The organism is Arthrobacter caoxuetaonis, from assembly GCF_023921125.1.
Classification (GTDB): Bacteria; Actinomycetota; Actinomycetes; order Actinomycetales; family Micrococcaceae; genus Arthrobacter_B; species Arthrobacter_B caoxuetaonis.
Window position 1 is genome coordinate 2,255,757 of record NZ_CP099466.1, and the last position, 12,294, is coordinate 2,268,050.

The window sequence follows — 12,294 nt, forward strand, 5'->3', positions numbered from 1 at the left end:
AGGGATGAAGACTCTCGAACAGACCCAGTCCTGGCCCGCAGGGAACGTTTCCGCCGCCGTCGTCACTGCCGACGGCACAGTGCTGGCAAGCGCCGGTCACCAGGACAAGCGCTATCCGCTGGCCTCCGTCACCAAGCTGCTGACCGCGTACGCGTTCCAGGTGGCCCTGGAAGAAGAGGCCGTTGCCCTGGACGATCCGGCAGGTCCGGAAGGGTCCACCATCCGGCATCTGCTGGCCCACACCGGCGGCTACGACTTTGGCGACCGTACGGTCCGCTACGAGCCCGGAACCCGGCGCCTGTACTCCAATGCCGGCTTCGAGGTGCTGGGTGAGCATCTGGAAGAGGCCACGGGCATCGCTTTCAAGGACTACCTCTCCGAGGCAGTCCTGACGCCGCTGGGCATGAAGGACACATCCCTGGACGGCTCCCCGGCTGCCGGCGCGGTCTCTACCGCGGCGGACCTGTCCCGGTTCGCTGCCGAGCTGCAGAATCCCCGCCTGGTCTCCGCGAACTCAATGGCCGCTGCCACCTCCGTGGTGTTTCCCGGCCTGGCCGGTGTGCTGCCCGGCTTCGGCCGGCAGAAGGAAAACGACTGGGGCCTGGGCTTCGAGATCCGCAACGGGAAGTCTCCGCACTGGACGGGACAGTCCAACTCCCCGCGCACCTTTGGGCACTTCGGCCAGTCCGGGACGTTCCTGTGGGTGGATCCGGAGCTGAAAGCCGCTGCAGTCGTGCTTACCGACCGGGACTTCGGGCCGTGGGCTGCCGAAGTGTGGCCGGTGTACAACGACGCCTTGGTTGCCGAGCTGCGCAGCAGCTAAACCGGCGCTACCAGCGGCCGCTGCGCGGACGCTTCTGGCAGACCGGGCAGGAGTAGGACGAGCGGTTCATGAACGAATCGCGGCGGATGAGAGTGGGAAGTCCCTCTGCCTCGCACCGCGGACACGGCTGGCCTTCCCGGCCGTAAGCGTTCAGCGACCGGGCAAAGTAGCCCGAGGCGCCGTTGACGTTGACGTAGAGCGAATCGAAGCTGGTGCCGCCGGCTTCAAGTGCACGGAGCATCACGTCCCGGGCTGCTTCCACCAGGCGCAGCGCATCTGCCCGGCGCATGGTGTCGGTGGGCCGGGCAAAGTGCAGCTTCGCCGCCCACAGCGCCTCATCCGCGTAGATGTTGCCGACGCCGGAGACCAGTCCCTGGTCCAGCAGTGCCCGCTTGATGCCGGTGCGCCGTGCCTTCAGCCTGCGGTAGAAATCCTCGAAGGAGAACGCCGGGTCCAGCGGATCGCGGGCAATGTGGGCTGCCTCGGAGGGAACCAGGGCCAGTCCGGTTTCGGACAGCCCGCCGGGTTCCCCGTCAGGAGTGGGCAGCAGATCGGCCAGGAACACTCCGCCGAAGATCCGCTGGTCCACAAAGCGCAGTTCTGCGGGCATGGGAGCGCCGTCCGCATCTTCTGCAGGACTCAGGGTGAACCTGACCTTGAGATGTTTTTCATCCGGCAGGGCAGAATCCTCCATCAGGAGCTGTCCGCTCATGCCAAGGTGCGCCATGAGCGCAAACGGCGGAGCGGCGTCGGGGGCCGAGGCTTCCACGAGCGGCATCCACAGGAACTTCCCGCGCCGCGCTACGTCATGGACCCGGGCACCTTCCAGGTTCCCGCGAAGGTCCTCAGGACCCGGGGCGTGCCGGCGTACCGAGCGCAGGTCCAGGACCTCAACGCGAAGGATGGTGCGGCCGCGCACCCAGCGGGCGAGGCCGCGGCGGACTACCTCGACTTCGGGCAGCTCGGGCACGGCAGGGCTAGGCGCCTGCGGGTGAGGCAGATCCGCCAGGCACGGGCAACGTGCCTGCTTCGCGCAAAAGCCTGCAGGTATCTGCAGCGGCTTCCTGTTCGGCATCCTTCTTGGAGCGCCCTGTTCCGGTGCCGTACGCGCGGCCGCCGATGTGCAGGACTGCCACGAAGCTGCGGGAATGGTCCGGACCGGAGCCGGTAACGCGGTATTCGATATCGCCCAGTTTCCGGGCGGCGGCGATTTCCTGGATGCTGGTCTTCCAGTCGGTGCCGGCTCCGAGGGCTTCGGCATCATGGAGCAGCGGACCGATCAGGCGCATGACCATGGAACGCGCGGTTTCCATGCCATGGCACAGGTACACGGCCCCGATCAGGGCTTCAGTGGTGTCGGCAAGGATGGAGGACTTGTCCTTGCCGTTGGTAAGTTTCTCGCCCTGGCCAAGAAGGATGTAGTCGCCCACGTTCAGCTGGCGCGCTACGGAGGCAAGGGCCTTGGTGCTCACGACGGCGGAACGCCGTTTGGCGAGCTCGCCTTCGGAGAGGTCTGGGTTGTCCCGGTACAGGGTATCCGTCACGGAAAAGCCGAGGATGGAGTCGCCTAGGAACTCCAGCCTCTCATTCGTGGGGATTCCGCCGTGCTCGTAAGCGTAGGACCTGTGGGTGAGCGCAAGACGAAGCGTCTCGGCATCGATATCGACGCCGAGACGCTTCAGAAGCTCTTCAGTGTTTTTCACTTGGTGATTTTGCCCCGAAAAGCAGTGCGCCCCTCCGCTGCCTGCCTCAAAAGGCATGCGGCAAAAGGGGCAAACACTGGTCTTAGACGTCCGCTACCTTGCGGCCCTTGTATTCAAGGAACAGCGCGGTACCTGCAGAGTCGGTTACGACCTTGGCCTGGTGAGGCAGGCTGTAGGTAACGCGGCCGTTCTCAACGGTCTTCACCAGGTTGGGCGCAGTTGCCTTCCACTGGGACCGGCGTGCACGCGTATTCGAGCGGGACATTTTCCGCTTGGGAACAGCCACGACTAACTCTCTTCTCTCTCGTCTGACTCTGTACTTTTTGCCGCTTCGTTGTCAGCGGCGGTGCCAGTCAACCCGGCGAGGGCTGCCCAGCGAGGATCCACGACTTCATGATGGTGACCCGGATCCTCCTCAAGGCGCACCCCGCATTCGGGGCAAAGGCCTTCGCAGTCCTCCCGGCACACCGGCTGGAACGGCAGGGAAGTTACCACTGCGTCCCGCAAAACCGGTTCAAGATCGATGACATCTCGCTCGATCCGGCGTTGCTCTTCTTCCTCTTCTTCTCCGAAGGACTCAGCGTCCTCGTAGTAGAAGAGTTCCTGCACATCGACGTCTTGGTCGTACGCGATGGGCGTCAGGCACCGTCCGCATTCTCCCCTCACGGGAACAACAGCGGTTCCGGATACCAAAATCCCTTCGTGCACGGCCTCAAACCGCAGATCGAGCTCAATGTCCGATCCATCAGGTACGCCGATCAGCGCAACACCGAAGTCTTTCGGTGCCGGCACATGCTCATGCATGGTCCGCATGGTTCCCGGGCTGCGCCCGAGATCCTTGACATTTTCTGCCAAGGGGGAACTCGGTTGTGACCGCGATGAAACGCTAATGAGAACTCCTGTAGAACATAGACCGACATATCATCTTAGCCTGACCGGGGGGAATCTCTCAAACCGGCCCTTCAAGGCCACTTCGCCGCGCGGCAGGCAGTGCCCGGCGCGGACATCTGTTACCAGTCTAAGGCAGGAACGGTGCGACGGCGGATTCATGGCCTGCGGCTGCTCTCGCCTAGTCTTGGGTGGTGTTCTTTCGACGTGCCAGGTCCCTGCGACTCATAGCTGCCCTTGCCGGTGCTGCGCTCTCCGCACTCCTGGTGTGGCTCCTGGTCGCGGTGAACCTTTTCTACTTTCCGTACACAGAAGACCCGCCGGCCCGCGCCGATGCAGTGATCGTCCTGGCCGGTGCGGCTTCGGAGCGCCTTCCCGTGGGGCAGGCCCTGGTGCGCGAAGGGCAGGCACCCGTCCTGGTGCTCTCCACCACCGACACGCCGGGCAACGCCAACATGGATCTGGTTTGCGATTACTCAACGAACCCCGCGATCAAGTGCTTCGCGCCGAACCCGCTGTCCACGCGGGCAGAAGCCCGGTCCATTGCGCGCCTGGCTGCTGACAACGGCTGGGAGGACATTGTCGTGGTGACATCGAAATACCACGTCGTCCGTGCGCAGGCGAACATCAGGCAGTGCACCAACGCGAACGTAACGATGGTCGGGTCAGAACCTAACCTCGGCCCCGTCCAGTGGCTGGGACGCTTCACGGAGGAAACCGGAGGCGTGGCCGCAGCGTTTGTTCGCCCGGCGTGCGCCTCCCCTATCGGCTAGGTCAGGCGAACAGGCGTTTGAGGACAGCCCGCGGGACGTAGTTGGTGATGTCTCCGCCCAGCGCGGCAACTTCCTTGATCAGGCTCGAGGACAGATGCGTGTAGGAACTCTCCGCAGCGAGGAAGACGGTCTCGACGCCGGTGAGCTGACGGTTCATCACGGCCATCGGCAGTTCGTACTGGTAGTCCTGGACCGACCGCAGGCCTTTCACGACGGCGCTGGCGCCGTGCTCCCGGCAGAACTCCGCAAGCAGGCCCTGCCCCATGGGTACAACCGACACCCCCGCCAGCGACCCCAGCGTCTCGGAGGCGATCTCGAGGCGTTCCTTCTCGGAGAACCGGTACTTCTTGGCGTAGTTCGTTGAAACCGCCACGATCACCTCGTCGAAGAGGTTCGTGGCCCTGGCGATGACTTCCAGGTGTCCGTTGTGGATGGGGTCGAAGGATCCGGGGCATACCGCGCGTCGCATACGTCGAATCTACCGGGTGCGGTGGGGTAATACTTGAAGGCATGACCTCAACACCCCGTACGCACATGCTCAGAGACTCACGGGACGGATCTCCGGCTCCCTGGCAGCGGACAGCGGCGGGGGCAAACCTGCTCGGAGACGACGGCAACCTCGGCATCACTATCTTCGAAGAGATCACTGCACTGGCGGGCCGGTACGAGGCGATCAACCTCGGCCAGGGATTCCCTGACGAGGACGGACCGGCAGACATCCGTAACGCGGCCCGCAAGGCAATACTCGCCGGAGCCAACCAGTATGCCCCGGGCATGGGACTGCCCGTGCTCCGGGAAGCCATCGCCGAGCATCAGGAGCGGTTCTACGGACTGACTCCGGATCCGGAAACCGAGGTCATGGTGACCACCGGAGCCACCGAAGGCATCGCTGCCACACTGCTGGCGCTGACCGGCCCGGGCGACGAGGTGCTGACCTTCGAACCGTTCTATGACTCCTACGGGGCCATGATCGGCCTCAGCGGCGCCACGCACACTACCGCTCCCCTGCTGGCCCCGGACTTCCTGCCGGACCTGGACGCATTGGAAGCAGCCTTCACCGACCGGACCCGCGTAGTGCTGGTGAACAATCCGCACAATCCTACGGGAACGGTCTTCCCCCTCCCGGTCCTGCAGCGCATCGTGGACCTGGCCGTGAAGCACGACGCCGTCATCGTCACGGATGAAGTGTATGAGCACCTCACGTTTGGCCCGCAGCACATCCCTGTGGCCACCCTCCCCGGGGCAGCAGAACGGACCATCACGCTGTCCTCGGCCGGGAAAACCTTCTCCCTGACCGGATGGAAGATCGGCTGGCTGACCGGCCCCGCTGAACTGGTCGCTGCCGTGCGCACGGTGAAGAGCTTCCTCACCTACAGCTCGGGCGCCCCGTTCCAGGCGGCGATCGCCGGTGGACTGCGGATGGATGATTCCTTCTTTGCCGAGGCCGCCGGCACCCTCCGCGCCAAGCGGAACGTCCTGTCCACCGGCCTGCGGGCAGCCGGCCTGGACGTGTTCCAGCCTCAGGGAACCTACTTCGTCGTTGCCGACGTCGCTCCCCTGGGCATCGACGACGCCACCGATCTTTCCCGGCGCCTGCCGGGACTCGTGGGAGTCGCGGCCATCCCGGTGGCCCCGTTCTGCCATCCCGAGGGCGCGGAGCGGACAAAGACCCTGCTGCGGTTCGCTTTTTGCAAGCGTTTTGACGTGCTCCAGGAAGCCGCTGAGCGCATCGCCCGCCTGGGCGAGGTGCTTTGATGACCGGCCGGCCGCCGTCGCGCCTGCTGCGGGGCATCGGAGCGCACGCCGAACTTGACGAAGACGCTTACACGGAAGGCGCCTGGATACTTTCGATCGGCGGGGCACAGCAGTCGCACGTGAACCTCGCCCGGCCGGAGGAGATCTTCTACGAATACCTCCGCCGCATCGGCAATGTGCTGGATTTGGCCGCCGAGCCCGGCCGCCCGCTGCGGACCCTGCACCTTGGCGCCGGGGCCCTCACGCTGGCGCGCTACCTTCAGGCCACGCGGCCAGGCTCGGAACAGACGGCTGTGGAACTGGAACGGGAACTGCTCGACTATGTGCTGGCGTATCTGCCGCTGCCCGAAGGAACCATTCTTGAAACCGTGATCGGTGACGCCCGCGCGGAGCTGCACAGGTTCGAATCCGGTTCCTTTGATGCGGTGGTGCTCGATGTCTTTGCCGGAGCCGATGCTCCGGAACACCTGGCTTCGGCAGGCTTCTACGCGGAGCTCAAAGACCTGCTGGCTCCGTCCGGCGTACTGCTGGTCAACGTGGGCGACGACCCGCCCCTGGCGTTCGCGCGCCGCCAGGCGGCAGCGATGCAGCAGGTCTTCGGGAACGACGGCGATGTGGCGGCCCTCGCCGAAACCAGCATGTTCACCGGCCGTCACCCCGGGAACGTTGTGCTGGCTGGAGTTCCGTTCCGCTGGCCGGCGGAATGGACCACGGCCCTTCTGGCGGCCGGACCGCATCCGGCATCAGTGCTGACCGGAACAGACGTGGACGCCTTCGTTCGCTGAAATCAGGAGTCCTTTTCTTCCGGCTCCCCCGCGGGCTCGGCGAACCACAGTGTTGTCTCGCCGTAAACCCTTTCACTGAAGCGCTCCAGGCCGGCAGGCCAGGACGGTTCCGGGGAACGGGTGGAGCGTTCCACGACGACGACGGCACCGTCGGCAAGGTGGCTTTCCAGCGTTTTGAGGACGCCAGCGAGGCCTTCTTCGTCCAGGGTGTAGGGCGGGTCCAGGAAGACCAGGTCCCATTTCAGGGCTTCCGGCACCCGCAGCAGGTACGTCTCCACTTTGGCCCGGTGCACACGGACGGCTTCGCGGCCCAGGACCTTGTTGACCAGGGCGGCATTGCGGTGGCAGACGGCGGCTGCCTTTTCGGCGAGTTCCACCAGGTCCACCCGGGCTGCGCCCCTGCTCGCGCTTTCGACGCCGAGGGAGCCCGATCCGGCAAACAGGTCCAGGACGTAGGCGCCGGAGAGGATTTCGTAGGACTCCAGCCTCGAGAAGAGCGCTTCCTTGACGCGGTCCGTGGTGGGGCGGGTTCCTGATCCCGGAACGCTGGAAAGGGGGGATCCGCCGGCGGCCCCGGCAATGATGCGGCTCATGGGTTCCACTCTAGCCAGCCGGAGCGTTGGGCCCGGAATCAGCCTCTTTCGAGGAAGGCTTCCTTCTCCGGGTTGAGGTAGGCCTCGATGGCCTCGTTCAGGGCCGGATGTTCCAGCAGGTCCGGATCCTCACCCACCAGGCCGTAGGCATCGGTACGCGCCTTCTCGATGAGCGGCTCATCCTGGATGGCCCGCAGCAGCTTCAGGGTGGACCGGCCTCCGGACTGCGAGGCGCCCAGGATGTCGCCTTCGCGGCGCAGCTCCAGGTCGCGGCGGGAGAGCTCGAAGCCGTCGGTCGTGGCTGCGACGGCGTCCAGCCGCTCCCGGCTGGGGTGCCCTGCCTCCAGGTTCGTCACCAGCAGGCAGGTGCCGGGAAGGCCGCCTCGGCCCACCCGGCCGCGCAGCTGGTGCAGCTGGGAGATTCCGAAGCGTTCGGCGTCGAGAATCACCATCATGGTGGCGTTGTGCACGTCCACACCCACCTCGATGACGGTGGTGGAGACCAGCAGGTCCGTCTCCCCCCGGTTGAAGGCGTCCATGGCTGCTGACTTGTCGGCCGGGTCCATCCGGCCGTGCAGCATGCCCAGACGAATCCCGGCAAGGACAGGCAGTTCCTGCAGCCGTTCCACCACCTCCGTGACAGCGGCCAGCGGCCGCTGGTTCCGCTGGGCTGTCTGCCGGGGAGCATCTTCGACGGGGGCCAGTTCCGTGCCGGGCTCTTCGTCCTGGTCCCCGATTTTGGGGCAGACCACGTAGACCTGGCGCCCGGCGTCGACCTCCTCCCGTGCCCGGGCCCAGATCCGCGGTCCCCAGGCCGGCTTGTCCGCCAGGGGTGCCAGGTAGGTGGAGATCGGGGCCCGTCCGGCCGGAAGTTCGTCAAGAGTGGAGACATCCAGGTCGCCGAACACCGTCATGGCAACGGTTCGGGGTATGGGCGTCGCTGTCATCACGAGCAGGTGGGGCGTGCCGTTGCGGCCCTTGGTCCGCAGGATGTCTCGCTGTTCAACGCCGAAGCGGTGCTGTTCGTCCACCACCACCAGGCCCAGGTCCGCGAACTGCACGTTCTCGGAGAGCAGGGCGTGGGTTCCGATGACAATCCCAGCCTCGCCGGACGCCGCGTCCAGAAGGGCAGCTTTGCGCTGGGAGGCGGACATGGACCCGGTCAGCAGGGTGACCCGGGTTCCGAGTTCGCTGCCGCCAAGCATGCCGCCCTCCGCCAGCGGACCCAGGGTCCGGGTGATGGAGGCGTAGTGCTGGGCGGCGAGAACTTCGGTGGGCGCCAGGAGGGCTGCCTGTCCCCCGGCGTCGATGACCTGGAGCATGGCGCGCAGGGCTACCAGGGTCTTGCCGGAGCCGACTTCTCCTTGGAGCAACCGGTTCATGGGGTGCGGCTTGGCAAGGTCGGCGGCCAGTTCGCCGCCGATGCGGGACTGGCCCGCCGTGAGGGTGAACGGCAGTGCGGCGTCGAAGGATTCCAGGAGCCCTCCTTCCGCCGGAGGGCGCGCTGTCGCGTCTTGCCGGGCGGTTTGGGCATGGCGGCGTGCCAGTGCGGTTTGGAGGACCAGCGCTTCCTGGTAGCGGAAGCGGTGCCTGGCTTTGTACGCCTGTTCAATTTCCGCGGGCCGGTGAATCGCTTCGAAAGCCGCCGGCAGCGCCATCAGCTTGTCCCTGGCGCGGATGGCCTGCGGAACCGGATCACCCAGGCGATCGGCCTGGAGACTGTCGAGCAGCACATCGATGGTCTTTTTGATGTCCCAGCTGGTGAGCTTCGCCGTTGCCGGGTAGACCGGGATGGGCCGGCGGGCCTCTTCCTCGTCGTCGGCTTCGTCGCCCAGCAGAACGTAGTTGGGGTTGGTCAACGTTAGCTGGCCCTTGTACACGCCCACCTTGCCCGAGAACATCGCCCTCGTTCCCACCTGCAGCTCTTTCTGGGCGTTGTAGCCGTTGAAGAAGGTGAGGTGCAGCAGGCCCAGGGACCCGTCGGCGTCGTCCGTGACTGTGATCTCCACGATCATGCCCTTGCGCGTCTGCATGCGCCGCGAGTTGTTCGACTGCACCCGCGCCACAAGGGTCACTTCTTCGTCGAAGGGTATCTCCGAAATACGGGTCAGCTCGCCGCGTTCAAGATAGCGGCGGGGAAAGTGGAAGAGCAGCTCCCCCACGGTCGTGATGCCGAGCTGCTTCTCGATCTTGTCCGCAGATTTCTTGCCGATCCGGCGGTCGAGCGGATAGTCGAGTTCGCCGGGGATCCTGTCCTGCATGGAGGCTTAGGCTTCGCGGGCCAGACCGCCGCCGGCGGTGGCACCGGGGACGGGAACCTGCGGGATTTCGCTGGTCTGGTGCCCGTCGGCGGAGAGCTCGGTAATCGTGACGTTGGTTGGTTCCCCAACAGTGCGCAGAAGCTCCAGCGCTGCCCCGGCGTCCGGCGTGTGCACATGGACCCGCCAGCGGTACCCGTCCCCAACCGGGCTGACGGCACTCATGATGACGGACTCCCCCAGTTCGTCCAGCTGCAGCCTCATGGTGGCGGCGTCGAGCGGGGAAAGGATGATGGTGCACATAACCTCCACGCCCTCCAGCTGGGGCTGGGTGCTGTGGATGTGCGGGTCCTGGACGTCGTAGCCGTGCAGGCCGTCGAGGAGCTCGCCCTGCAGTTCCTCGCCGAGGGCTGCGGCGCGGAGCGCGTCCAGCACCAGCAGGAAGCCGACGCCGCCGGCGTCCACCACGCGGGCATCGGTGAGGGTTTTCAGCTGCTCTTCAGTGCGGATGACGGCGGCAAGCGCGGCTGTCATCACCGCCCGCAGTGTCTCGGCCAGCCCGGCGTTGGAATCGTCCCCGCTCTGGGCGGCTTCAACGCGGGAAGCGGCCCGGGCTGCTTCCTCCAGGACTGAGAGCATGGTCCCGGGTACGGGATCGCTGAGCACGGACCAGGAACGCAGCTGTGCCCTTTCCAGAGCCCTGGCCAGCAACGGAGCCGAAAGCCGGGTGTCGCCCGCCAGCGGCTCGGCCATCGCGGTGAGGAAGACCGATAGCAGGGTTCCGGAATTTCCCCGCGCCTGTTCCATGGCGGAGCGGCCTGCCACTGAGAGCAGTTCGCCGATGTCCTGGGTCTCAAGTTCCGCGGCCGCAGCGGAAGCGGCCCTCATGGTGAGGTACAGGTTAGTGCCTGTGTCGCCGTCGGCCACGGGGAAGATGTTGATGGCGTTCAGCCGGTCGCTGTGGTTTCCCAGCGAGATTTCTGCCTTGCTCAACCATCGCTTCAGCGCCTGCGCGTTGGCGGTGATCTTAGTCTGCAAAGTAGTCCCGTTCCTTGCTGATGCTCATGCTGCTGCTCCGGAGGGTTTGTGCCTGGTGCACTGTTAGTCCTCCAAGGCACCGCTGACCCGAAGCAGCCTGTCCTCAAGGAAGCCTACCGCAGGGCCCTGACAGCGGCCGAGAACGCAGGGAGAATCTGTGCGAAAGTGGTGCCCATGGGTAAACGGCTGCATATGGAGGCCGCGGCTGCGCGGCACATGGGTTCCTGGAACGCCGGGGTGGCTGGAGAAGACGGTACCGTCCGGCCGTCGGGTGCCGTGAGAGCGGAGCCGGCACGCTCGTATCGGCGGAAGCGCGCCGTTGTGATCGCCCTGTCGGTCCTGGTTTCCACGTCGGTTCCGGCCCTGATAGTCCTGCTGGTGCTTTTCGGCTAGACCCCGTTCGAAAGCTGCCTTAACCCAGGAAATCCGCAAAGCGGATAGAATCAGCGGACTACGCACACACTCGCACGAACCATGGGGTACCGTTTTGCCACTTATTATGCCTATCTACGGCACTCGTCCTGAAGCCATCAAAATGGCGCCGATTGTCGCTGCGCTGCATGAATCCACCACGCTGGAGCAGTTCACGACGGTCACCGGCCAGCACCGGTCCATGCTCGACCAGGTGAACGGCCTCTTCGGAATTGTTCCGGACCACGACCTCAATATTTTCTCTCCGGGACAGACCCTTAACGGCATTCTGACGAAGACTATTGACGGCCTGGACAAGCTCTTCAGCGTCAGCCGTCCCGATGCGGTTGTGGTTCAGGGCGACACGACGACGTCCACTGCCGGCGCCATCGCTGCGTTCTATCACAGCATTCCCGTCGTCCATGTTGAAGCGGGCCTGCGCAGCGGTGATCTCTTCTCTCCGTTCCCGGAGGAAGCCAACCGCAAAATGACCTCCCAGATTGCCAGCCTGCACTTGGCGCCCACCACCACGAGCCGGGACAACCTGCTCAGGGAGAACATTCCCGCCGCGGACATTGTTGTTACCGGCAACACGGTCATTGACGCCCTGTTCATGACCGTCGACAAGAAGGTTCCGTTCTCCGACCCGGCACTGGAAAAGCTGGCGCAGGACGGCGGACGCATCCTGCTGGTCACCACGCACCGCCGCGAAAACCAGGGCGAGGCCATGCGGGGCGTCGGCCGGGCACTGGCCAGGATCGCTGATGCAGAGCCGGACCTCACAATCGTTGTTCCGCTTCACAAGAACCCGGTGGTCCGGGCTGCCGTGATGCCCTTTATCGAGGGCAAGGAAAACGTCCTCGTGGTCGAACCGCTTGCCTACGGTGAATTCACCCGGATGCTCGCGATGTCCCACGTAGTCCTGACCGACTCCGGCGGGGTCCAGGAAGAAGCACCGAGCCTGGGCAAGCCGGTGCTGGTTATGCGGGAAAACACCGAGCGTCCGGAAGCCGTAGTCGCAGGCACGGTCAAGCTGATCGGCACCGACGAGGACAGGATCGTCACCGAGGTTGACCAGCTGCTGAATGACCAGGCACATTTCGAGTCCATGGCCAATGCAGTGAACCCCTACGGTGACGGAAAGGCTGCCTCACGCACCGTTGCGGCCATCGAGGAGCTGCTTGGGGTTGGGTCACGGATCTCTGACTTTGCCTGACTAGAGCCTTCAGATAAAGGCAAAACCGAAGATGCTGCTTGGGCACCGTGT

14 protein-coding genes are annotated in these 12,294 nt (G+C 65.0%); 6 read left to right on the forward strand and 8 right to left on the reverse strand.

Features of this window, described 5'->3' with window-relative positions:
* Positions 1 to 4 precede the first annotated feature (4 nt).
* The gene (locus NF551_RS10370; RefSeq protein ID WP_227895511.1) at positions 5 to 823 is read left to right on the forward strand and encodes a serine hydrolase domain-containing protein; all 819 of its coding nucleotides are present in this window, start codon (positions 5 to 7) and stop codon (positions 821 to 823) included.
* Positions 824 to 830: 7 nt separating this feature from the next.
* On the opposite strand, the gene mutM is transcribed toward NF551_RS10370, so the two are convergent.
* The 4 genes from mutM to NF551_RS10390 form a co-directional block, all read right to left on the reverse strand.
* Entirely contained in the window at positions 831 to 1,793 is a 963-nt protein-coding gene (gene mutM / locus NF551_RS10375; RefSeq protein WP_227895510.1) for a bifunctional DNA-formamidopyrimidine glycosylase/DNA-(apurinic or apyrimidinic site) lyase, read from the reverse strand.
* A 7-nt stretch (positions 1,794 to 1,800) separates the two neighbouring features.
* Positions 1,801 to 2,526 carry a ribonuclease III gene (rnc, locus tag NF551_RS10380; protein WP_227895509.1) on the reverse strand — a complete coding sequence of 242 codons (726 nt, stop codon included), beginning with the start codon at positions 2,524 to 2,526 and terminating at the stop codon, positions 1,801 to 1,803.
* An 82-nt stretch (positions 2,527 to 2,608) separates the two neighbouring features.
* Positions 2,609 to 2,812, reverse strand: a complete 204-nt coding sequence (gene rpmF, locus NF551_RS10385) for a 50S ribosomal protein L32 (protein ID WP_055240805.1) — start codon at positions 2,810 to 2,812, stop codon at positions 2,609 to 2,611.
* Between the two features lie 2 nt (positions 2,813 to 2,814).
* Positions 2,815 to 3,381: a YceD family protein gene (locus NF551_RS10390; RefSeq protein ID WP_227895508.1), complete on the reverse strand. Its 567-nt coding sequence runs from the start codon at positions 3,379 to 3,381 to the stop codon at positions 2,815 to 2,817.
* A gap of 227 nt (positions 3,382 to 3,608) precedes the next feature.
* Between NF551_RS10390 and NF551_RS10395 the strand changes: the two genes are divergently transcribed.
* A complete protein-coding gene (locus NF551_RS10395) occupies positions 3,609 to 4,187 on the forward strand; it encodes a YdcF family protein (protein ID WP_227895507.1) in 579 nt (192 codons plus the stop codon).
* Position 4,188: 1 nt separating this feature from the next.
* Here NF551_RS10395 and coaD read toward each other — a convergent pair whose 3' ends face one another.
* Positions 4,189 to 4,656: a pantetheine-phosphate adenylyltransferase gene (gene coaD, locus NF551_RS10400; RefSeq protein WP_227895506.1), complete on the reverse strand. Its 468-nt coding sequence runs from the start codon at positions 4,654 to 4,656 to the stop codon at positions 4,189 to 4,191.
* Between the two features lie 41 nt (positions 4,657 to 4,697).
* On the opposite strand from coaD, the gene NF551_RS10405 reads away from it, so the two are divergent.
* A complete protein-coding gene (locus tag NF551_RS10405; RefSeq protein ID WP_227895505.1) occupies positions 4,698 to 5,942 on the forward strand; it encodes an aminotransferase class I/II-fold pyridoxal phosphate-dependent enzyme in 1,245 nt (414 codons plus the stop codon).
* Complete coding sequence (locus NF551_RS10410) at positions 5,942 to 6,727, forward strand: spermidine synthase (protein WP_227895504.1); 786 nt, start codon at positions 5,942 to 5,944, stop codon at positions 6,725 to 6,727. Before NF551_RS10405 ends, NF551_RS10410 begins: the two co-directional genes overlap by 1 nt.
* A gap of 2 nt (positions 6,728 to 6,729) precedes the next feature.
* On the opposite strand, the gene rsmD is transcribed toward NF551_RS10410, so the two are convergent.
* Genes rsmD through NF551_RS10425 form a run of 3 tightly spaced genes read right to left on the reverse strand, consistent with a single transcriptional unit; the run spans position 6,730 to position 10,616 of the window.
* Positions 6,730 to 7,320 (reverse strand): 16S rRNA (guanine(966)-N(2))-methyltransferase RsmD, encoded by a 591-nt coding sequence (gene rsmD / locus NF551_RS10415; protein WP_227895503.1) that lies wholly within the window; start codon positions 7,318 to 7,320, stop codon positions 6,730 to 6,732.
* A gap of 38 nt (positions 7,321 to 7,358) precedes the next feature.
* Complete coding sequence (gene recG, locus NF551_RS10420; protein ID WP_227895502.1) at positions 7,359 to 9,581, reverse strand: ATP-dependent DNA helicase RecG; 2,223 nt, start codon at positions 9,579 to 9,581, stop codon at positions 7,359 to 7,361.
* A 6-nt stretch (positions 9,582 to 9,587) separates the two neighbouring features.
* A complete protein-coding gene (locus NF551_RS10425; protein WP_423721574.1) occupies positions 9,588 to 10,616 on the reverse strand; it encodes a DAK2 domain-containing protein in 1,029 nt (342 codons plus the stop codon).
* Positions 10,617 to 10,664: 48 nt separating this feature from the next.
* On the opposite strand from NF551_RS10425, the gene NF551_RS10430 reads away from it, so the two are divergent.
* Together NF551_RS10430 and wecB are read left to right on the forward strand one after the other, a co-directional pair.
* Positions 10,665 to 11,009, forward strand: a complete 345-nt coding sequence (locus NF551_RS10430; protein WP_227895501.1) for a hypothetical protein — start codon at positions 10,665 to 10,667, stop codon at positions 11,007 to 11,009.
* 106 nt (positions 11,010 to 11,115) lie between these two features.
* Positions 11,116 to 12,243, forward strand: coding sequence for a non-hydrolyzing UDP-N-acetylglucosamine 2-epimerase (gene wecB / locus NF551_RS10435; RefSeq protein ID WP_423721572.1), 1,128 nt, complete (start codon positions 11,116 to 11,118; stop codon positions 12,241 to 12,243).
* The last annotated feature ends 51 nt before the right edge of the window (positions 12,244 to 12,294 follow it).

Bases quoted from the DNA above. Each gene is read 5' to 3' on its own strand.
- NF551_RS10370 (WP_227895511.1), top strand. From the start codon at position 5: ATGAAGACTCTCGAACAGACCCAGTCCTGGCCCGCAGGGAACGTTTCC.
- rsmD (WP_227895503.1), bottom strand. From the start codon at position 7,320: ATGAGCCGCATCATTGCCGGGGCCGCCGGCGGATCCCCCCTTTCCAGC.
- recG (WP_227895502.1), bottom strand. From the start codon at position 9,581: ATGCAGGACAGGATCCCCGGCGAACTCGACTATCCGCTCGACCGCCGG.
- coaD (WP_227895506.1), bottom strand. From the start codon at position 4,656: ATGCGACGCGCGGTATGCCCCGGATCCTTCGACCCCATCCACAACGGA.
- wecB (WP_423721572.1), top strand. From the start codon at position 11,116: ATGCCTATCTACGGCACTCGTCCTGAAGCCATCAAAATGGCGCCGATT.
- NF551_RS10410 (WP_227895504.1), top strand. From the start codon at position 5,942: ATGACCGGCCGGCCGCCGTCGCGCCTGCTGCGGGGCATCGGAGCGCAC.
- NF551_RS10405 (WP_227895505.1), top strand. From the start codon at position 4,698: ATGACCTCAACACCCCGTACGCACATGCTCAGAGACTCACGGGACGGA.